Source organism: Streptomyces sp. G45 (genome assembly GCF_049542095.1).
GTDB lineage: Bacteria > Actinomycetota > Actinomycetes > Streptomycetales > Streptomycetaceae > Streptomyces.
Map to the genome: position 1 here is coordinate 1102052 of NZ_JBMUZU010000001.1, position 19122 is coordinate 1121173.

Annotated in this window: 20 protein-coding genes; 17 read left to right on the plus strand and 3 right to left on the minus strand. The window is 71.8% G+C overall.

Annotated elements, in window-relative coordinates:
* Positions 1–34: 34 nt before the first annotated feature.
* Positions 35–412, plus strand: a complete 378-nt coding sequence (locus tag ACOBQU_RS04600) for a nuclear transport factor 2 family protein (protein WP_423624614.1) — start codon at positions 35–37, stop codon at positions 410–412.
* Between the two features lie 73 nt (positions 413–485).
* Here ACOBQU_RS04600 and ACOBQU_RS04605 read toward each other — a convergent pair whose 3' ends face one another.
* A complete protein-coding gene (locus tag ACOBQU_RS04605) occupies positions 486–1337 on the minus strand; it encodes an AfsR/SARP family transcriptional regulator (protein WP_423624615.1) in 852 nt (283 codons plus the stop codon).
* A gap of 174 nt (positions 1338–1511) precedes the next feature.
* On the opposite strand from ACOBQU_RS04605, the gene ACOBQU_RS04610 reads away from it, so the two are divergent.
* A complete protein-coding gene (locus ACOBQU_RS04610) occupies positions 1512–2354 on the plus strand; it encodes a TetR/AcrR family transcriptional regulator (RefSeq protein WP_423624616.1) in 843 nt (280 codons plus the stop codon).
* Between the two features lie 107 nt (positions 2355–2461).
* On the opposite strand, the gene ACOBQU_RS04615 is transcribed toward ACOBQU_RS04610, so the two are convergent.
* Positions 2462–3361 carry an AfsR/SARP family transcriptional regulator gene (locus ACOBQU_RS04615; protein ID WP_423624617.1) on the minus strand — a complete coding sequence of 300 codons (900 nt, stop codon included), beginning with the start codon at positions 3359–3361 and terminating at the stop codon, positions 2462–2464.
* A 251-nt stretch (positions 3362–3612) separates the two neighbouring features.
* Here ACOBQU_RS04615 and ACOBQU_RS04620 point away from each other — a divergent pair, with 251 nt between their 5' ends.
* The 8 genes from ACOBQU_RS04620 to asnB all read left to right on the plus strand — a co-directional run bounded on the left by ACOBQU_RS04620 (position 3613) and on the right by asnB (position 11291).
* Positions 3613–4041 (plus strand): VOC family protein, encoded by a 429-nt coding sequence (locus ACOBQU_RS04620; protein WP_423624618.1) that lies wholly within the window; start codon positions 3613–3615, stop codon positions 4039–4041.
* A 17-nt stretch (positions 4042–4058) separates the two neighbouring features.
* Entirely contained in the window at positions 4059–4388 is a 330-nt protein-coding gene (locus ACOBQU_RS04625) for an SCP2 sterol-binding domain-containing protein (protein WP_423624619.1), read from the plus strand.
* 23 nt (positions 4389–4411) lie between these two features.
* On the plus strand, positions 4412–5194 hold the full coding sequence (locus tag ACOBQU_RS04630) for a class I SAM-dependent methyltransferase (RefSeq protein ID WP_423624620.1): 783 nt from the start codon (positions 4412–4414) through the stop codon (positions 5192–5194).
* A 109-nt stretch (positions 5195–5303) separates the two neighbouring features.
* A complete protein-coding gene (locus tag ACOBQU_RS04635; RefSeq protein ID WP_423624621.1) occupies positions 5304–5636 on the plus strand; it encodes a YciI family protein in 333 nt (110 codons plus the stop codon).
* 39 nt (positions 5637–5675) lie between these two features.
* A complete protein-coding gene (locus ACOBQU_RS04640; RefSeq protein WP_423624622.1) occupies positions 5676–8216 on the plus strand; it encodes a DHA2 family efflux MFS transporter permease subunit in 2541 nt (846 codons plus the stop codon).
* A gap of 14 nt (positions 8217–8230) precedes the next feature.
* Positions 8231–8572 carry a TfoX/Sxy family protein gene (locus ACOBQU_RS04645; RefSeq protein WP_423624623.1) on the plus strand — a complete coding sequence of 114 codons (342 nt, stop codon included), beginning with the start codon at positions 8231–8233 and terminating at the stop codon, positions 8570–8572.
* Positions 8562–9257 (plus strand): DUF2461 domain-containing protein, encoded by a 696-nt coding sequence (locus ACOBQU_RS04650; RefSeq protein WP_423624624.1) that lies wholly within the window; start codon positions 8562–8564, stop codon positions 9255–9257. The genes ACOBQU_RS04645 and ACOBQU_RS04650 overlap by 11 nt, the downstream gene beginning before the upstream one ends.
* A 126-nt stretch (positions 9258–9383) precedes the next feature.
* A complete protein-coding gene (gene asnB / locus ACOBQU_RS04655) occupies positions 9384–11291 on the plus strand; it encodes an asparagine synthase (glutamine-hydrolyzing) (protein WP_423624625.1) in 1908 nt (635 codons plus the stop codon).
* A gap of 90 nt (positions 11292–11381) precedes the next feature.
* On the opposite strand, the gene ACOBQU_RS04660 is transcribed toward asnB, so the two are convergent.
* Positions 11382–11924: a GNAT family N-acetyltransferase gene (locus tag ACOBQU_RS04660; protein WP_423624626.1), complete on the minus strand. Its 543-nt coding sequence runs from the start codon at positions 11922–11924 to the stop codon at positions 11382–11384.
* Positions 11925–12265: 341 nt separating this feature from the next.
* Between ACOBQU_RS04660 and ACOBQU_RS04665 the strand changes: the two genes are divergently transcribed.
* The 7 genes from ACOBQU_RS04665 (at position 12266) to ACOBQU_RS04695 (ending at position 19049) form a co-directional block, all read left to right on the plus strand.
* Complete coding sequence (locus ACOBQU_RS04665) at positions 12266–13657, plus strand: NADP-dependent succinic semialdehyde dehydrogenase (protein WP_423624627.1); 1392 nt, start codon at positions 12266–12268, stop codon at positions 13655–13657.
* 24 nt (positions 13658–13681) lie between these two features.
* Positions 13682–14698 (plus strand): PHP domain-containing protein, encoded by a 1017-nt coding sequence (locus ACOBQU_RS04670; protein ID WP_423624628.1) that lies wholly within the window; start codon positions 13682–13684, stop codon positions 14696–14698.
* A gap of 382 nt (positions 14699–15080) precedes the next feature.
* Complete coding sequence (locus ACOBQU_RS04675; protein ID WP_423624629.1) at positions 15081–16298, plus strand: ATP-binding protein; 1218 nt, start codon at positions 15081–15083, stop codon at positions 16296–16298.
* Complete coding sequence (locus ACOBQU_RS04680; protein WP_423624630.1) at positions 16295–16714, plus strand: roadblock/LC7 domain-containing protein; 420 nt, start codon at positions 16295–16297, stop codon at positions 16712–16714. Before ACOBQU_RS04675 ends, ACOBQU_RS04680 begins: the two co-directional genes overlap by 4 nt.
* On the plus strand, positions 16711–17085 hold the full coding sequence (locus ACOBQU_RS04685; RefSeq protein ID WP_423624631.1) for a DUF742 domain-containing protein: 375 nt from the start codon (positions 16711–16713) through the stop codon (positions 17083–17085). The genes ACOBQU_RS04680 and ACOBQU_RS04685 overlap by 4 nt, the downstream gene beginning before the upstream one ends.
* Entirely contained in the window at positions 17060–17662 is a 603-nt protein-coding gene (locus ACOBQU_RS04690) for a GTP-binding protein (protein WP_423624632.1), read from the plus strand. Before ACOBQU_RS04685 ends, ACOBQU_RS04690 begins: the two co-directional genes overlap by 26 nt.
* Positions 17663–17747: 85 nt before the next feature.
* The gene (locus ACOBQU_RS04695; protein ID WP_423634252.1) at positions 17748–19049 is read left to right on the plus strand and encodes a cytochrome P450; all 1302 of its coding nucleotides are present in this window, start codon (positions 17748–17750) and stop codon (positions 19047–19049) included.
* Positions 19050–19122: the final 73 nt, after the last annotated feature.

The window sequence follows — 19122 nt, forward strand, 5'->3', positions numbered from 1 at the left end:
CCGACGTACGACCCGTCACGCAAAGGGAGCTGCCATGTCCGAGGCCTCAAGCCCAGCCCTGTCGACCGCCCTCGCCTACCACCGGGCCTGGACCGGCCATGACTTCGACCGCGCCATGACGTACATCGCCGACGACATCGTGTGCGAGGCGCCGTCCGGGCGCCTGGAGGGCGCGGCGGCCTTCCGGGGCTTCATGGAGCCGTTCACGCACATCCTCACCGACTCTCACCTGATCGCCGCGTTCGGCGACGAGTCCACCGCGCTGGTCATGTACGACACGAAGACCCTGCCGGTGGCGAGCGCGCCCGGCGCCGAGTGCCTGACCGTGGTGGACGGCGTCATCACGCATCTGCGGATCATCTTCAACCAGGCGCCGTTCATCGCCGCCGAGCGGGCGGCCGACGGCGAGTGACCGCGGCGTCCCGTGCCGCACGGGGCCCGGGGCACCGCGGCCCGGTGGCCTCGGACGGTGTGCGCGGCGCGGGTCAGACCCGCTGCGGGGTGTCCATGATCCGCTCCCGCAGGGCGAGCAGTCCGCTGCCCGCCGCGGCGCCGAGGTCGCACTCCAGCGACCGCAGGAACACCGACAGCTGCCGCAGCGCGTCGGCGGGGCGGCCGAGCTGGAGGTGGACCTCGATGATGGTGGTGGCCGCCAGTTCGCTGCACGGGTCGAGGCGCAGCTTCTCGTACGCGTACTCCAGGGCCTCGTCCAGTTCGCCGCGCGCGCTGTGGATCTGGATGAGGCGGATCAGGGCCTGCGAGCACAGGCCCTCGTACTGCCGCCGGTAGGGCGCGAGCCAGGGCTGCTGGGACTCCTCGTCCTCCAGGAACCGGCGGACGGTGTACGCCGCCACGCGGCTGTAGTAGAAGCAGGCGCGCCGGGCGTCGCCGTGGCCGTCGCTGATCCGGGCCTCTTCGAAGAGCCGCTCGACCTCGCCCGCGTCGCTCCACCAGCCGTCGTCGGCCTCGAAGCGGTAGAAGTTGGTGCCGCTGCGGTGGATGAAGGACGACTCCTGCCCCGGGCGCAGGTCGGGCTCCAGCATGCGGCGCAGGCAGTGCATGCCGACGTGGAAGCCGCTGGCCGCCTTCTCGGGGGCGGTGTCCTGCCACCCGAGTTCGATGAGCTGGTCCATGGAGACCGGCTTCCCCGGGTTCAGCAGGAACCACTTGAGCAGCAACAGGGCCTTCTCGCGGCGCTGTCGGCGCTGGCCCAGGGCCTCGTCGCCCCGGAAGACGCGGAAGGGGCCGAACAGGTAGGCCCGGTAGTCCGCGCCGCGTTCCCGCTCCCTCGGGTGGACCCACTCTGGCCCTGGGAGCAGGGCCGTCCCTGATGTCATACCGAGCACGTTCGCTCTCCCCCTTGTTCGCAGCGATCGTGAATGGGTATAGGGGCCGTTACCCCCATTAACGGTGAAGGGTGTTCACGAGGGTTGTCAAGCGTTACGGTGGATCCGGCAGGCATGGCTGGCCTGCCCGTTCGTGTGCCGTGACGGTCAGCTTGGAGGAGCCGGATGAGCCAGGTCGGACCCGGACGTGTCACGCAGTCGCGTCCGGCGTTGAACCGCCGGGAGCGCCTGCGGCAGTCCACTCTCGAGGAGATCGTCGCGGTCGGCCGGTCGCTGCTGCGCGAGGGCCGCGAGGTGACCCTGCGCGCGGTGGCGACGGAGATGGGCTTCACCGCGCCCGCGCTCTACCGGTACGTGGGCAGCGTGGCGGCGCTCAACGAGTCGCTGTCGAACGACATCTTCGCGGAGATCGTCCGCGAGATGGCCGCGGCCGCCGAGCCGTACGGCGAGGATGACCCGGCGGCGCAGATGGTGGCGGCCGCCACGGCCTTCCGCTGCTGGGCCCTCGACCACATCGCCGAGTTCCAACTCGTCTTCCAGACCCATTCGTTGTCGGGCGAGCACATCGCGCGGTCGGAGTCGGGCCAGCGGGTCCATCCGCTGGCGCCCACCGGCGGCGTGGGGGCCGCCGGTGGGGTGCGGCTGTTCGCCGACTTCTTCGGGCGGATCTTCATCGGCCTGTCGCAGCGGCGCCCGTTCCCGGTGCCCGCCGTCGAGGACCTCGACGAGGACTTCGTCGCGCTGCACTCGGGCCAGGACGGCAGGCCCGACCTCGTACGGCTCCTGGGCGAGGACGCGCTCGGGCTCATCTGGCTGTTCGAGCTGGCCTGGGCGCAGCTGTACGGCATCGTCACCCTGGAGGTGTTCGGGCACATCCGGCCCCAACTGGTGCGGTCCGGGGCGCTGTTCACCGCCGTGATGCGGGAGATCGGGCAGCGGGCGGGGATGGCGGACGACTGGGACCGGCTGACCGAGGTCAGCCAGGAGGTGCTGGCACGACGGGGGTGAGGGCGCCGGTCGGTCCCGGCCCGGCAGAGGTGAGGGCGCCGGTCGGCGTGCGGTCGGCGGGGCGTGACGGTGTGTCAGGGGCCGTGGGGCCGGGCGCGGCCGGGGTCTCATCGTGCGTGTCGCACCCGCTCCCGGAGCGCGAGGAGTTCGCCGCTCGGCGCGACCCCGAGGTCGTCCCGCAGGGTGCGGATGAACTGCTCCAGCTGTGAGACCGCGCCGGTCAGGCTGCCCTGCTCCAGGTGGATCTCCACGGCGGCTGTGGCCGCCTCCTCCGCGTACGGGTCGCGGTCCAGGATGCGCAGCGCGCAGGTCAGCGCCTCGTAGAGATGACCGGCCCGGCGGTGCAGCCGCAGCAGTTGGAGCAGCGTCTCCTCGTGGCCGCGCTCATGGGCCGCCCGGAAGGGCGCGAAGGCGTCCCGGTACACCTCTTCGGGCAGGAAGCCCTGGTCGTAGTAGGCGAGCAGCCGCTCGTACGCGGTGACGGCCGCGGCCGTGTCGCCCGCGCGCCGCGCGGCGCACGCGGTCTTCGACAGCGCCGCGGCGTCGTCGACGTCGGTCCACCAGCAGTCCGACGGGTCGAACCAGTAACGGCCCGTCGGATCCGAGCGGATGAACCGCGACGGCTGGCGGCTGGCCAGCTCGGGCTCCAGGACGCGGCGCAGCGAGTGCTGGGTGACGTGCAGCCGGTTCGCCCGGTTCGCCGTGCAGCCCGGCCAGAGGACCTCGGCGAGTTCGCTGTCCCTGAACTCCTGGCGGGGGTTGAGCAGGAACCACTTCAGCAGGGTGCGGGCGGTGGCCCGGCCGCCGCGGGGATCGCCCAGCGGGGCGCCGCCGCGGTGCACCCGGAACGGGCCGAAGAGCCAGGCCTCGTACTCCTGCCGGGCGCCGGGCGGCCGACGGGGATCGTGCGACGGCGCCCCACGGTCCCCTCCGGGCTCCGTTGACGTCGGCGCCGACGGCGCTGACCGGCCGGACGGCGTCGACCCGGGCTCCAGTGATCGATCCATCGTGCCCCCCGCACCCCGATGAACACCTCACGTGTTCGGCCCATGGTTCCCCTGGCGGCACCGTTCAAACTACGCGGTGTCATCGTCCTCGTGACGTATGTACCACGTCAGAGCGGCAGGGGAGCCGGTGGGTGAGGGAGCGTCACTTTCGCGTCCCGTAAGCAACCGGTAAGTGAGCGGCCCTAGCTTCACCGCACAGCCCGCACCGGGCTGGTACCCATCGTCCGCTATCCGAGAGGGAGACCCGCACCATGCGTACGCATCTGGATGCGGTGACCATCATCGCCACTGACCTGGAACGGACCAAGTCCTTCTACGCCGACCTCCTTGGCTTCCGCGAAGTCCCGCAGTTCACCATGCCCGACGGGCAGTTCGTCTGGATGCGCTCGGAGAAGCGCAGCGCCAGCATCCTCATCCAGGACGAGGCCAGGCGCTCCGACAAGCCGACCCAGGCCGACATCCCGGTGGCCAGCGGCGGGCTGATGCTCGGCTTCGCCGTGGACGACGCCGAGGTGGCCCACAAGGTGGCCCAGGACGGCGGCTACGAGATCCGCACCCCCGTGGTGGACATGGGCTCGGGCCGGACCTTCGGCGTCAAGGACCCGGAGGGCAACTACCTCCAGCTCTTTGATGTGTATCCGCAGGTCAAGGAGATGCAGCAGCAGCTCGGACTGGACTGACCCCAAGGAGTGGACCCATGTCCATGACTGTCGGAGAGCTGTTCGCGAAGCTCGCGACGCGGTTCAACAACGAGGCCGCCGCGGGTCTGAACCGGACGCTCCAGTGGAACATCACCGACGCGGACCCGGGGGTGTGGGCCTTCGAGATCAAGGACGGACAGGGCCGTCTGATCCCGGGCGGGGTCGACGAGCCCGACACCACCTTCGTCACCAGCAGCGAGACCTGGATGGCGATCGCGGAGGGCCGCCAGGACGCGATGCGCGCCTTCATGACCGGAAAGCTCAAGGTCAAGGGCGACATGATGCTCGCGATGAAGGTCCCGAAGCTCTTCGAAACCGGCGTCTGAGACAACCCCGAGGAGTTCCCGACGTGCAGAAACCGGCTGAGCACGACACGGACCCGGAGAAGGTCCGTCTGGAGACCGTCGCGGCCCTCACCGACCCCGCCACGATTCGCTATCTCGAACAGATCGGGGTCGGCGAGGGCTGGACCTGCGCGGAGGTCGGGGCGGGCGCGGGCTCGATCGCGCGGTGGCTGTCCAACCGGGTCGGCCACTTCGGCACGGTCCACGCCATCGACATCGAGACCTCGTACATGGACGGCCTGTCCGCGCCGAACCTGGAGGTGCGGCAACAGGACATCACGACCACGCCCCTGGACGAGGGCGCCTACGACCTGGTCCACTCCAAGATCCTTCTGATGCACCTGGCCGACCGGGAGCGGATCCTCGGCGAGTTCGCCAAGGCGCTCAAGCCGGGCGGGCACCTGCTCGTGGAGGAGGCCGACATCCGCAGCATCCAGCGCGTCGACCCGCCGTCGCCGCTGCTGACGCGGGCGGCCAGCGCCCTGGAGACCTTCTTCTACTTCGGCGGCGCCGACCCCGGCTACGGCATGAAGCTGCTCCCGGCGTTCCGCCGCACCGGCCTGAAGCTGCTGGGCACCGACTGCCAGCTGACCGCGGTCCAGGCGGGCACCCCCGAGATGCAGACCATCGTGCTGAGCCTCGCCAAGCTCGCCCCGATGATCACCAAGGTCGGCCTGATGGGCCAGAAGGAGATCGAGGCCGCCTTCGACCAGCTCCAGCAGCCCTCGGACACGGTCCTCTACACCCCGATCACGGTGTCGGTGTGGGGGCGGCGGGGCGAGGACTGAGGTCCGCCCGGGCGGCGCGGCCCCGGGCGGACAGCGCCCGGCGGCCACCGGCGGCGCACGGCCCGGGCGGCACAGGGACATCAGGCAGCGCATGGAAAGGACAGCGGCATTGCTGTACGCAGTCATCGCCTATGACGGCACCGAACCGGGCACCTTCGAGCGGCGCATGAGCGTCCGCCCGGCCCATATGGCCAACGGCGACAAGATGATGGCCGACGGCTCCTTCCTCTTCGGCGGGGGGATGCTGGACGGCTCCGGAAAGATGTGCGGCGGCGTTCTGATCGTCGACTTCGAGTCCCGCGACGAGATCGACGCATGGCTCAAGAACGAGCCGTACATCGTCAACAAGGTGTGGGACCGGGTCGAGGTGCACCCCTTCCTCGTGCCCCCGCAGTTCCTCGGCCTCTTCCCGAAGTTCCAGGAGCAGCCGGTCTCTGGCTGAGGCCGCTTCCCCCGCCATTTCTCAGGGAGCTCACGCACCATGGAGACAACTTCACGCAGCAGGGCCATGACACTCCTGGTCACCAGCCTGGGGTCGTTCATGGTCCTGCTGGACGGGTCCATCATCTTCGTCGCCCTGGGCGAGATCCAGAAGGATCTCGGCGCGGAGATATCGCAGCTCCAGTGGACCGTCGACGCCTATACGCTGCCGTTCGCCGCGCTGATGCTGATGACCGGCACCCTGGGCGACCGGCTCGGCCGCAAGCGGGTGTTCCTCACCGGCCTCGTCCTGTTCGTCATCGGCTCCGCGCTGTGCGGGTTCGCGGACAGCTTCAGCATGCTGATCCTCGGCCGGGTCCTCCAGGGCGTGGGGGCCGCCGCCATCGAGACGGGCAGTCTGTCGCTGCTGGTGTCGACGTTCAGCGACCCGCCGGGCCGCGCCAAGGCGATCGGCATCTGGACCGCGGTCTCCGGTGTGGCCCTGGCCCTGGGCCCCCTGTTCGGCGGCGTCCTCATCGAGTCCTTCGACTGGCACGCGATCTTCCTGATCAACCTGCCGTTCGGGGTGCTCGCGGTGGCGCTCAGCGTCCGCTGGCTGATCGAGTCGCGCAATCCGCGCGCGAGCCATCTCGACCTGCCCGGTCAGGTCTTCGTGACCGCCGGTCTGTTCTGCCTGATCATGGGGCTCATCCAAGGGGAGCGCGAGGGCTGGGACGCGCCGCTGATCGTCGGCCTGCTCGTCGGCTCCGCGGTGCTGCTCGGCGCGTTCCTGGCCGTGGAGACGCACAGCCGGGAGCCGATGCTGCCGCTCGACCTGTTCCGCAACCGCACGTTCGCGGTGTCCAGCGTCATCGCCTCACTGCTCGGGTTCGTCATCGTGGGCGCGATGTTCTTCATGGCCCAGTACTTCCAGACCGTACAGGGCCATTCGGCGCTGGAGACCGGGCTGCGGCTGCTGCCGCTCACGCTGAGCCTGTTCTTCTTCTCGCCCCCGGCCAGCGCCATCGCGGGCAAGCTGGGGCCGCGCCTGCCGATCATCGTGGGCGCGGTGCTGGTGACCGCGGGGTTCCTGCTGCTCACCGGGATCGAGCCGGGCTCCGGCTTCGGCGCGGTGTGGTGGCGGCTCGGGCTTGTCGGCGGCGGCATCGGCTGCATGTTCGCGCCGCTGACGCTGGCGGTGATGTCGTCCACGCCGCCGGAGCGGGCGGGTCTGGGCTCCTCGATGATCAACACCACCCGCATCGCGGGCTTCACCGCCGGTGCCGCGGTGCTCGGCACGGTCCTGGTGTCGGTGTTCAAGGACAAGGTCGTCACCGCGCTCGGCGGCCTGGGCGTGCCGAGCGCCACCGGACACGAGATCGCCGAGCGGGTCGGCGGCTCCGGTGCCAGCGTCGGCCAGGGCGCGGAGCGGGTCGGCCAACTGCCGGTCAGTCGAGCCGACTTCACGACGACGGTACGGGAGTCCTTCGTCGACGCCATCCACACGGTGTTCCTGGTCTGCGCGGGGTGCACCTTCGTCATCGCGGTGCTCGCCACCGTGCTGCTGACGCGGGGGCGGCTGCCGGACGCCGTCCCGGGCACGCCGGGTGACCCGGCAAGCGACCAAGGGGGAGACAGCATGAACACAGCGGCGACGACCGCGGACGGCGGATCGGGGCAGGCCCAGGGCGCCCCGCGCACCAACAGCGTCAAGGGGGTGGCACCGCTCGACGGCACCCGGCTGCCCTCTGCGCTGGTCGAGACCGAGTGGCTCGCCGAACGCCTCGGACGGCCCGGGCTCGTCGTCGTCGACTGCACGGTGACGCTGCGCCCGCTGCCGGAGGGCGGCGTCGACCTCGGCAGCGGCCGCGACGGCTACCACCAGGGCCACGTCCCCGGCGCCGTCTTCGCCGACCTCCTCGTGGACCTCGCCGACCTCGGCGCGCCGGGGCCCTTCGTCCTCCCCTCCCCCGAGGTGCTCGCCACGGGCCTGGAGCGGCTCGGCATCAGCGACGGCGACACGGTGGTCCTCTACGACCGGGCGCACACGGCGTTCGCCACCCGGCTGTGGTGGATGCTCCGCTCGCTCGGCCATGAGAACGCGGCCGTCCTCAACGGCGGCTGGCGCAAGTGGACGGCCGAGGGCCGCCCGGTGTCCACGGACACCCCGCCCGAGCGGCGCGGCACCTTCGTGCCCCGGCCGCGCCCGGAGCTGTTCGTCACCCGGGAGCAGGTGCGGGCCGCCATCGACGCCCCGGCCGTCCGCCTGGTCAACGCGCTGTCGCCCGACCAGCACGCCGGGCGCGTCCCGGTCGCGCACGGCCGCGCCGGGCACATCCCGTCCAGCGTCAACGTCCCCGCGGCGGCCCTCGTCGACCCGGACACCGGCTGCTTCCTGCCCGCCAAGCAGCTCGCCCAGGAGTTCGACGCGGCGGGCGTGACGGGAGCCGACCAGGTCATCGCGTACTGCGCGGCGGGGGTCGACGCGACCATCGACGCCTTCGCGCTCACCTTGCTGGGCGTGAGCGGCGTCACTCTCTACGATGACGGCCTCGTGGAATGGAGCGGCGATCCCACGCTGCCCCTCGCGACCACGACTTAGGAGGGCCGTCGACGATGGCATACGACAAGGAGCTCGCCGACCGGGTCCGGGACGCTCTCTCGGGCGAACACCAGGTGCGCGAGGTGAAGATGTTCGGCAGCCTCGCCTTCATGGTCAACGGCAAGATGGCGGCCACGGCCAACCCCGACGGGCGGCTGATGCTGCGCTGCGACCCCGAGCGGACCGACGCCCTGCTGGAGCGGGACGGGGCCGAGTGGCCCGAGATGCGCGGGAAGCTCATGAGCAAGGGCTGGATCGTCGTCGCCGACTACGGCATCGAGACCGAGGAGGCCTTCGACTCCTGGATGGCCGAGGCCCTGGACTACAACAAGAAGGTGAGCGGCAGTGACGACTGAGGAAACCCAGGTCACCCCGCCCTTCGCCGGGTTCCCGCCCGAGCTGTTCACCTTCCTCGCGGGGCTGGAGAAGGACAACTCCAAGACCTACTGGGAGGCCCACAAACCGGTGTGGGAGGCGTCCGTGAAGGAGCCGGTCACCCGGCTCATGGCCGATCTGGACGACGAGTTCGGGCCGCTGCGCACCTTCCGGCCGAACCGGGACGTCCGGTTCTCCAAGGACAAGTCCCCGTACAAGACCTGGGTCGGCGTCACCACCAGCGACCGGGCCGTGGGCGGCATCGGCGCCTTCCTGCGGCTCGACGCGGACGGCATGCGCCTGGCGGGCGGCGCCATGGCGCTGGCGCCGGACCAGATCAAGCGGTTCCGCGCGGCCGTCGACGACGCCGGGGCGGCGGCGGAGTTCGAGGACATCCGGCGGGCCCTGGCCGAGCAGGAGCTGACCATCGGCCCCGGGATGCCGCCCGTGCTCAAGCGCGTGCCGAGCGGCTATCCCGCCGAGCACCCGCGGGCCGAACTGCTGCGCTGGAAGGGCGCGGTGGTCATCAAGGACCACGAGCGGGCCGACTGGATGCACGAGCCGGAGGCCATCGACGCGGTGCGCTCGCTGTGGCGGGCGATCTGGCCGCTGAAGGAGTGGATCGACACCCACGTCGGGGAGAGCGCGACACCGCCGCGCCGCTGACGCGCGCCCGCGGCCGCCGCCCCGCGCGGGGCGGTGGCCGCCGCGACGGCGTGACCGCGTTCGGGTCTTCGACTCTTCGACGGTGTGACCGTGCGGGACTTTCTGAGGACCACAGGGGGACGGCAGATGTGTGGCATAACCGGTTGGGTCTCGTACGACCGTGACCTCACCCGCGAGCAGGAGACCCTGGACGCGATGACCGCGACCATGGCGTGCCGGGGGCCCGACGCCCGCGGCACCCGGGTCGAGCGGCACGCCGCGCTCGGGCACCGCAGGCTGGCCGTGATCGACCTGCCCGGCGGCAGGCAGCCGATGACGGTGGAGACGCCGAACGGCCCGGTCACGCTCGTGTACAGCGGCGAGACGTACAACTACGTGGAGCTGCGCGAGGAGTTGACCCGGCGCGGCGAGCGCTTCACCACCGCCAGCGACACCGAGGTGGTGCTGCGCGCCTATCTGCGCTGGGGCGCGGCGCTCGCCGACCGGCTCAACGGCATGTACGCGTTCGCGGTCTGGGACGAGCGCGACCAGAAGCTGGTCCTGGTCCGCGACCGGCTCGGCATCAAGCCGCTGTTCTACCAGCGCACTCGCGACGGCCTGCTGTTCGGCTCCGAGCCCAAGGCGATCCTCGCCCATCCGCTCGCCGAGCGCGTCGTCGACGCGGACGGGCTGCGCGAGTCGCTGTCGTACTGCTTCACGCCGGGGCACGCCATCTGGTCGGGCATGCGGCAGGTCGAGCCCGGCACCGTCGTCACCGTGGACGCCCGCGGCCTGCGCGAGCACACCTACTGGCGCCTGGAGACCCGCCCGCACACCGACGACGTGGGCACCACCGTCGCGCGGGTGCGCGAACTGCTCGACGACACGGTGCGGCGCCAGCTCGTGGCGGACGTGCCGCGCTGCGTGCTGCTCTCCGGCGGCCTCGACTCCGGCACGCTGACCGCGCTGTCCGCCGCCCACCTGGGCGCGGAGCCGGTGCGGACGTTCGCGGTCGACTTCATGGACCACGCGGAGAACTTCACGTCCGACGACCTGCGCGACACCCTCGACGCCCCCTATGTGAAGGACATGGCGGAGCACGTCGGTTCGGCGCACGCCGACATCGTGATCGGCCCGAAGACCCTCGCCGACCCCGAGGTCCGCAGGGCCGTGATCGGCGCCCGCGACGTCCCGATGACGATGGGTGACATCGACTTCTCCCTGTACCTGCTGTTCAAGGAGATCCGGGAGCGGTCGACGGTCGCGCTGTCCGGCGAGTCGGCGGACGAGGTGTTCGGCGGCTACAAGCACATGCACGTCCCGCAGATCCAGCAGGCCCGGGCGTTCCCGTGGATCGCGCTCAACATCGGCGCGTTCGACAAGGACGGCACCGGCGTGCGCCCCGAGCTGTGGTCGAAGCTCGCCCTGGAGGAGTTCCGCGCGCAGGAGTACGCGGACGCGGTGCGCGGCGTGGAACGGCTCGCCCCGGGCGACGGCCCCGGCGGCTTCGACGGCTTCGACGGCTTCGACGGCTTCGGCGGCCCCGACGGCTTCGCCGCCGAGGACGACTTCGAGTACCGCATGCGCGTCATGGTCCATCTGCACCTGACGCGGTTCATGCGCTACCTCCTGGACCGCAAGGACCGGCTGAGCATGGCGCTCGGCCTGGAGGTCCGGGTGCCGTTCTGCGACCACCGGCTCGTCGAGTACGTCTACAACGCGCCGTGGGCGCTGAAGACGTACGACGGCCGGGAGAAGAGCCTGCTGCGCGGAGCCGTCCGGGACCTGCTGCCCGAGTCGGTCGCCTGGCGGCCCAAGAGCGCCTATCCGTCCACCCAGGACCCGTACTACGCGGAAGAACTCCAGCGCCAGGCCAAGGAGTTGCTGGCCGACCCGCGGCACGACGTATTCGCGCTGATGGACCGTCAGTGGCTGCGGGAGGCGACCGGCAGGGAAGCGGCCGGGGTGGACCGCCTGACGCGCCTCGGCCTGGAGCGCACCCTCGACCTCGCTACGTGGCTGGACGTCCATCGCCCCGTGCTCCAGCTGCCGTAGCCGGTGGGCCGACGCCCTCCCGACCGCCTCGGACGCCGGGGCGCCGGGAGGGTGTCGTGCCGTTCAGGGCCGTTCACCGTTCAGGGCCGTTCAGGGCCGCTCCGGGCGGTCCACGCGGTACACGTAGTGCAGCGGGCCGTCGATCGGGTTGTCCGGCTCCAGGTCGCCCTCGGCGACGCGGCAGAAGCCCGCCTTCTCCAGGGCCCGCCAGGACGGGCGGTTGCCCGCGGCCACCGGGACGAGCACGCAGGGCACCGCCGGGCAGCCGGACCAGGTCCGCTCGACCGCCCAGCGGATGACGGCGGGGCCGATGCCGCGGCCCGTGTCCTTCGGGTCGCCGATCAGATAGTCCAGGGTCGCCGTGCCGTGCGGCACGGCGGTGAGGCCCGTCAGCTCCGTCCGGTAGTCGGGGTAGTCGTCCAGGACGCAGCGCTGGACCAGGCCGACGGGGCGGTCGTCGAGCAGGACGAGGAAGTCCTCGGCGGGCTCCTCGCCGCGGGCGGCGGGGCCGAAGTCCCGGGCCAGCGCCTCGGCCGTGGTCTCGTGGTGCCACCACCTGGCCACGTGCGGCTGCTCCAGCCAGGAGCGCAGCAACGGGAAGTCGCTCTCCTCCAGGCGACGCCATGCGATCACCAACACCACGGCCCCTCCTTCTTCCTCGCGCCTCGGGCCTCGGACCTTCGACCTCGGGCTTCGGGCCTCTGCCTGTCAGAGCCTGGCCGGTCCGTCCGGGTCTTCCGGGTCTCCCGGGTCTTCCGGGCCTCCTCGGCAGGGGTACAACGGCCCGGGCCGGGTCGGCGTTCCCCCCGCACCCCACCCGCCCCACCCGCCCCGCCTCACCCGTTCGGCCCCCTCACGTCCGAAGGCGTGCGCGGCGGCATGGCCCGGGCGCCGCCGGGTACGCGACGGGTTCCGCCTTGCGCGGTGGCGCGGGGCGGGTCAGGGTCGGACCAGGGGCACAAGGAGGCTCAGGCATGCCTATCGCGACGGTGAATCCGGCGACCGGCGAGACCGAGCGGGTCTTCGCACCGCACGGCGCCGACGAGATCGAGGAGCGGCTCAGCCGGGCGGCGGCGGACTTCGACCGCTACCGCGCCACCGGCTTCGCCGAGCGCGCCGCCCTCCTGAACCGCGCGGCGGACCTGCTCGACGAGGACACGCCCGACGTGGCGCGGACCATCACCACGGAGATGGGCAAGCCGCTGGCGGCGGCCCGCGCGGAGGCCGCGAAGTGCGCCAAGACCATGCGCTGGTACGCCCGCCACGCCGAGGCGCTGCTCGCCGACGAGCACCCCGACGACGGCGACGTGCGCGACTCCGGCGCGTCCCGGGCGTATGTGCGCTACCGGCCGCTCGGCGTGGTCCTCGCGGTGATGCCGTGGAACTTCCCGCTGTGGCAGGTGGTGCGGTTCGCCGCGCCCGCCCTGATGGCGGGCAACGTGGGGCTGCTCAAGCACGCCTCGAACGTGCCGCAGACGGCCCTGTACCTGGAGGACCTGTTCCGCCGGGCGGGGTTCGCCGAGGGCTGCTTCCAGACGCTGCTCGTCGGCTCCGACGCCATCGAGGACGTGCTGCGCGATCCACGGGTGGCGGCGGCCACCCTCACCGGCAGCGAGGGCGCGGGCCGCGCGGTCGCCGCGGTCGCGGGCGACGAGATCAAGAAGACGGTCCTGGAGCTGGGCGGCAGCGACCCGTTCGTGGTGCTGCCGTCGGCCGACTTGGCCGCGGCCGCCCGCACCGCCGTCACGGCCCGCACCCAGAACGCGGGCCAGTCCTGCATCGCCGCCAAGCGGTTCGTCGTGCACACCGAGGTGTACGACGCCTTCGTGGAGCGCTTCGCCGCGGGGATGCGGGAGCTGACCGTGGGCGACCCCACGGCCGAGGGCACCGACGTGGGACCGCTGGCCAGTGAGCAAGGCCGCGCCGACCTGGAGGAACTCGTCGACGACGCCCTGCGCCGGGGCGCCACCGCCGTCTGCGGCGGACAGCGGCCCAAGGGCCTTGAGCGCGGGTTCTACTACGAGCCGACGGTCCTGACCGGCGTCACCCCCGAGATGCGCGTCCACCGCGAGGAGACCTTCGGCCCCGTCGCCACCGTGTACCGGGTCGCGGACCTGGACGAGGCGGTCGCCGTGGCCAACGACACCCCCTTCGGCCTGAGTTCCAACGTGTGGACCACCGACGAGGCCGAGCAGGAGCGCTGCGTACGCGACCTCCAGGCGGGCGGCGTCTACTTCAACGGCATGACCGCCTCGCACCCGGCGTTCCCCTTCGGCGGCGTCAAGCGCTCGGGGTACGGGCGCGAGCTGTCCGGCCACGGCATCAGGGAGTTCTGCGACGTCACCACCGTGTGGCACGGGGCGTAGGGCACCCGGGGAGCAGGGGTGCCCATGGAGCCCGTCGAGGCGCTGAACCGCATCGCCTTCCTCCTAGAGCGCGCGCAGGCCCCCACCTACCGCGTGCGGGCGTTCCGCACCGCCGCGGCAGCCGTCGCCGCCCTGAGCCCCGAGGAGCTGGCCGAGCGCGTGCGCACCAACACCCTGGAGGCACTCAAGGGCATCGGCCCCAAGACGGGACGAGTCGTCCAAGAGGCCCTGAAAGGTGAAGTACCCGGCTATCTGGCCGGCTTGGAGCAGCGGGCCACGAAGCCGCTGGTGTCCGGCGGCGCCGCACTGCGGGCGCTGCTGCGCGGCGACTGCCACCTGCACTCCGACTGGTCCGACGGCGGCAGCCCCATCGAGGAGATGGGCCGGGCCGCGGCGGCCGTGGGCCACGAGTGGGCCGTCCTCACCGACCACTCGCCGCGCCTGACCATCGCCCGCGGCCTGTCCCCGGAGCGGCTGCGCCGCCAGCTCGACGTGGTCGCGGAACTCAACGCGACCTGGGCGCCGTTCCGGCTGCTCACCGGCATCGAGTGCGACATCCTGGAGGACGGCGCCCTCGACCAGGAACCCGAACTGCTCGCCCGGCTCGACGTCGTGGTGGTCTCCGTGCACTCCAAGCTGCGCATGGGCGCCGCCGCCATGACCCGCCGCATGGTGCGGGCCGTGCGCGATCCGCACGCCGACATCCTCGGCCACTGCACCGGCCGCCTGGTCACCGGGCGCGGCCGCCCGGAGTCCGCCTTCGACGCGGACGCGGTCTTCGCCGCCTGCGCCGAGTCCGGCACCGCCGTGGAGATCAACAGCAGGCCCGAGCGCAAGGACCCGCCGCGGCGGCTGCTGCGCCGCGCGGTCGCCGCCGGGACCCTGTTCGCCATCGACACCGACGCCCACGCGCCGGGGCAGCTCGACTGGCAGATCATCGGCTGCGCCCGCGCCGAGGAGTGCGGCGTACCGCCCGAGCGGGTCGTCACCACGTGGAGCGCGGACGAGCTGCTCGCCTGGACGCGGCGATCCGGCGCCTGACCGGCGGTCCGGCAAGCGACCGGCAGTCCGGCAGGTGACAGACGGTCCGGCAGGTGACGGGCAGGGGTCCGGGACGTGACGGGCGGTCCACCATGTGGTCGAACCCCTGACGCGGGCATGCCCGTGTGAGAGTCTCGTGACGGTCCGCACATGCGTACCGGCGCAAGCCCGACACGCCGGTGCGCCTGGTAAGATCATCGCAACTTTGCGGCAGGCTGACGGCGTGTCAAGAGCGCGGACGGGGGACAGTCTCCAAGGCTCCATCGCTAAGGAGTGCCATCTTGGTCCACCAGTAGGCCCGCGCGCGTCGAGGCATGTCCGCCTCCGGCCGGGCCGGTGAACTCCCCCACACTCCCCTCGCGATGCACGTGAAGAGAGTCTCATGACGTCATTGATCCAGGATCCACTGCTGTGGATCTTGTTGGTGGTGCTGTTCGGCGCGGTGACCGCGGTGTCACGGGCCCGAAGAACCAACCTGGCACTGCGCAAGGCACGAAAAGACCTGGAGGCCGAGCTGGGCAGCGCACGCGGTCAACTCGCCCACGTCCACGGCCAGTTGACCGCGCAGAGCAGCCAGCACGAGCAGGACGTGGCCGAGGTGCGCGCGGACGCCAAGTCCTCGACCACGGCGGTCGTGAAGTCCGCCATGGGCACCCTGCAGTCCCTCGCCGAGGAGCAGCAACTGCTCCTGGACGGCCTGCTGAAGAAGTACGGCGACGACACGGAGGTGCTCGCCGACCTGATGGCGGTCGACCACACCGGCAGCCAGCTGGGCCGCCGCGCCAAGGGCATCTCCGTGCTGTGCGGCGGCTGGCTCGGCCGCCGCGACGCCCCCGCCACCGTCTACGACGTGGCCCGCAGCGCCCAGGGCCGCATCAAGGACTTCGACCGGGTCAGCGTCCACTCCCAGGTCAACGTCTCCATCAGCAGCAAGGCCGTGGAACCGGTCGCGGTGGTGCTGGCGGAGCTGCTCGACAACGCCACCAACTACAGCGCGCCCAGCACGCCGGTCGAGGTCAACATCCAGGCCGTGCCCACGGGCGCCTGCTTCATCGTGGACGACGCCGGGCTCGGCATGGACCAGGAGACCAAGGACCGGGCGGCCCTGCTCCTGGAGGGCGAGGGCCAGGTCGACATCACCGGCCTCGGCGACCCGCCCCGGTTCGGGTTCGCGGTCTGCGGGATGCTCGCCGCCCGCTACGGCTTCGCCGTGTCCGTCGGCTCGGTGTCCCCGTACGGCGGCGTGCGCGCGGTCATCCGCGTGCCGGAGAGCCTGCTGACCGCCGAGGCGCCCGCCGCCCCCGCGGCGGCCCCGCGGGACGCGGCCGCCGCGGCCGAGCCCGCCCCGCAGCGCCTGGCCCCGGTGCCCGTCGGGCCCGCGCACGTGGTGGGCACCACCGCGGGCGGCCTGCCCAAGCGGCGGCGGCGCCAGGGCCCCATCGCGGTGGTGCCCGCGCCCGACTCCCCCGCCGTCGACGACCGGACCGCCGAATCGACCAGCGAGGTCACGGCCTCGCGCATCGGGGCCTTCGCACGCGGTACGCAGCTCGGGCGCACCTCCAACTCCACGGACTCCACGGAAGGAACTGACCACCAGTGAAGACCGACCTGTCGTGGGTGCTGAACGACGTGCTGGAGGTGCGCGGAGCGCGGCACGCGATCCTCGTCTCGGGTGACGGCCTGCTGCTCCAGCGCTCCGACGGCATCGGGCGGGACGACGCCGAGACGAACGCCGCCGCGATGAGCTCCATGCAGTCCCTGAGCCGCGCCGTCGCCGGGTACGTCGGCGCGGGGCACGGCATCTGGAAGCAGACCCTCCTGGAGTACGACGGCGGCTGGATCTTCCTCATCGCCGCGGGCCAGGGCGCCTACCTCGCGGTCTCCGCCGCCCTGGACGTCGACATGGAGGCGCTGTCCTTCCGGATGCAGAAGACGGTGGCCTCCCTGAGCAAGGCCATGAGCGTGGCGCCGCGCACGGACGGCGGGGCCAGCGGCACAGGTGGTGTCGGCGCATGACAGCGCCCGGCGAGGAGACCTCGGTCACCAGCGACTTCGTCCGCAGCTACGTCATCACGGGCGGCCGCAGCCTGCCGACGGCGGACGACCTCGCGCTGCACACGCTGGTCACCCTGGCGCCCGAGCACACCCTGCCCCTGGGGTCGAGCCCCGAGGTCCGGGCGATCTGGAACCTGTGCTCCGGGGGCTATCTGTCGGTGGCCGAGGTGGCCGGGCACGTGGGCCTGCCGGTAGGGGTGGCCCGGCTGCTCCTGACCGACTTATTCGAGCAGGGGCACCTTCTGCGCCGCAGCGAGCCGCCCCGGGCACAGAACGTTGACAGAGCGATCCTGGAGAAGGTTCTGCATGGACTCCAATCCCTCATCGGCTGAGACGCCAGGCGGCTCCATCTACGTCTCCAGCGCGGTGACCAACGCCGCGAAGATCCTCGTCGTCGGGCACTTCGCCGTGGGCAAGACGACCTTCATCGGCTCGCTCTCGGAGATCACTCCGCTGCGCACCGAGGAGAAGATGACGCAGGCGTCGCTGCACGTGGACGACCTGCGGGGCGTGACCGACAAGTCCACCACCACGGTGGCCCTGGACTTCGGGCGGCTCACGCTCAGCGAGGAGCTGGTCCTCTACCTGTTCGGCACGCCGGGCCAGCAGCGCTTCATGCAGCTGTGGGAGGACATGGCGCGCGGCGCGCTCGGCGCGCTGCTGCTCGTCGACCCCGGCCGCCTGGAGGAGACCTTCCCCGTCATCGACCTCGTCGAGGGGTACGGCCTTGAGTACGCCATCGCCGTCAACTGCTTCGAGCGGGACACGGCCTACGCCGAGGACGAGGTGCGCGAGGCGCTCGACCTGCTGCCCGACACGCCCGTGGTGTACTGCGACGCCCGTGACCGGCGCTCCTCCGGCCAGGCGCTGATCGCCCTCGTCCACCACCTGCTCGCCCGCGCCGCCTGACTCCCGACCCCTTGGGCCGCACGGCCCGACCAGCAGAAGGATCCCCATGGACGGTCAGACAGTTCCCACCACCGCCCGGTGCCCCATGCACGACGCCGCGTTCGCCGCCGACCCCAAGCAGCTCTACGACCGGCTGCGCGCCCAGGCCCCGGCCGGTCCCGTGGAGCTGGCCCCGGGGGTCGACGCCACGCTGGTCGTCGGCCACCAGATGGCGCTGCGGGTGCTCCAGAACTCCACGCTCTTCGCCCGTGACGCCCGCCGCTGGAAGGCCCTGAACGAAGGGCTCGTCGGCCTGGACAGCCCGGTGCTGCCGATGATGGCGTACCGGCCCAACTGCCTGTTCACCGACGGCGCGGTGCACCTGCGGCTGCGCAAGGCCGTCACGGACAGCCTGGCGCAGCTGAACATCACCCGGATCCGCCGGGACGTCGAGCCGATCGCCGACTACCTCATCGACCGGTTCAGCGAGCGGGGCCGGGCGGACCTGCTCAACGACTACGCCAAGCTGCTGCCGCTGCTGCTGTTCAACAAGCTCTTCGGCTGCCCCGCGGACATCGGTGACACCCTCACCAGCTCCATGTCGGCGATCTTCGACGGCAAGGACGCGCTGCGGGCCAACGAGGAGCTGACGGCCTGTCTGATGGAGCTGATAGCGCTGAAGCGCCGTCAGCCCGGCGACGACGTCACCACCTGGCTGATCCAGCACCCGGCGGGCCTCACCGACGAGGAGCTGAACCACCAGTTGGTGATGCTCATGGGTGCCGGTGTGGAGCCCGAGCGCAATCTGATCGGCAACGCCCTGCTCCGGCTGATCTCGCCGAGCGCGGGCGGCCGTCAGGCCGGGATGCTGATCGAGGAGGCGCTCGACCATGTGCTGTGGCACCAGACACCCATCGCCAACTACGCCACCCACTACCCCGTCCAGGACGTCGACCTGGGCGGGGTGATCGCCGAGGCCAACACGCCGGTCGTGATCAGCTTCGCCGCGGCCAACAGCGACCCGGCGCTCGCCGACGCGCACCACGGCCACGGCAAGGGCGCCCACCTGGCGTGGGGGGCCGGGCCGCACGCCTGCCCCGCCAAGGACCCGGCGCGGGTCATCGCCACCACCGCCATCGAGCGGCTGCTCAACGCGCTGCCCGACATCACGCTCGCGGTGCACGAGCACGAGCTCCAGTGGCGGCCCGGGCCCTTCCACCGGGCGCTGGTGACGCTGCCGGTGGCGTTCACGCCGACCCCGGCGACGCGGATGGCGGCCGCGCTGCACAGCCGTACGGCTCCCGTGGAGGCACCGCCCGCCGCGGCGGCGGCCCCGGTGGAGCCCGCGCGGCAGCCGTCGGCGAAGAAGGGGTTCTGGAGCACCTTCCTGGACCTGTTCCGAGTGTGAGGCGGGGCGGGTCCGCGGACCTGTTCCGTACGGCGGCTCCGCGGGCCGGGTACGGCGGGTCCCGTCTATCACG

Bases quoted from the DNA above. Each gene is read 5' to 3' on its own strand.
- ACOBQU_RS04665 (WP_423624627.1), top strand. From the start codon at position 12,266: ATGCCTATCGCGACGGTGAATCCGGCGACCGGCGAGACCGAGCGGGTC.
- ACOBQU_RS04645 (WP_423624623.1), top strand. From the start codon at position 8,231: ATGGCATACGACAAGGAGCTCGCCGACCGGGTCCGGGACGCTCTCTCG.
- ACOBQU_RS04605 (WP_423624615.1), bottom strand. From the start codon at position 1,337: ATGACATCAGGGACGGCCCTGCTCCCAGGGCCAGAGTGGGTCCACCCG.
- ACOBQU_RS04625 (WP_423624619.1), top strand. From the start codon at position 4,059: ATGTCCATGACTGTCGGAGAGCTGTTCGCGAAGCTCGCGACGCGGTTC.
- ACOBQU_RS04675 (WP_423624629.1), top strand. From the start codon at position 15,081: ATGACGTCATTGATCCAGGATCCACTGCTGTGGATCTTGTTGGTGGTG.
- ACOBQU_RS04620 (WP_423624618.1), top strand. From the start codon at position 3,613: ATGCGTACGCATCTGGATGCGGTGACCATCATCGCCACTGACCTGGAA.
- ACOBQU_RS04600 (WP_423624614.1), top strand. From the start codon at position 35: ATGTCCGAGGCCTCAAGCCCAGCCCTGTCGACCGCCCTCGCCTACCAC.
- ACOBQU_RS04640 (WP_423624622.1), top strand. From the start codon at position 5,676: ATGGAGACAACTTCACGCAGCAGGGCCATGACACTCCTGGTCACCAGC.
- ACOBQU_RS04685 (WP_423624631.1), top strand. From the start codon at position 16,711: ATGACAGCGCCCGGCGAGGAGACCTCGGTCACCAGCGACTTCGTCCGC.
- asnB (WP_423624625.1), top strand. From the start codon at position 9,384: ATGTGTGGCATAACCGGTTGGGTCTCGTACGACCGTGACCTCACCCGC.
- ACOBQU_RS04670 (WP_423624628.1), top strand. From the start codon at position 13,682: ATGGAGCCCGTCGAGGCGCTGAACCGCATCGCCTTCCTCCTAGAGCGC.
- ACOBQU_RS04695 (WP_423634252.1), top strand. From the start codon at position 17,748: ATGCACGACGCCGCGTTCGCCGCCGACCCCAAGCAGCTCTACGACCGG.
- ACOBQU_RS04610 (WP_423624616.1), top strand. From the start codon at position 1,512: ATGAGCCAGGTCGGACCCGGACGTGTCACGCAGTCGCGTCCGGCGTTG.
- ACOBQU_RS04615 (WP_423624617.1), bottom strand. From the start codon at position 3,361: ATGGATCGATCACTGGAGCCCGGGTCGACGCCGTCCGGCCGGTCAGCG.
- ACOBQU_RS04690 (WP_423624632.1), top strand. From the start codon at position 17,060: ATGGACTCCAATCCCTCATCGGCTGAGACGCCAGGCGGCTCCATCTAC.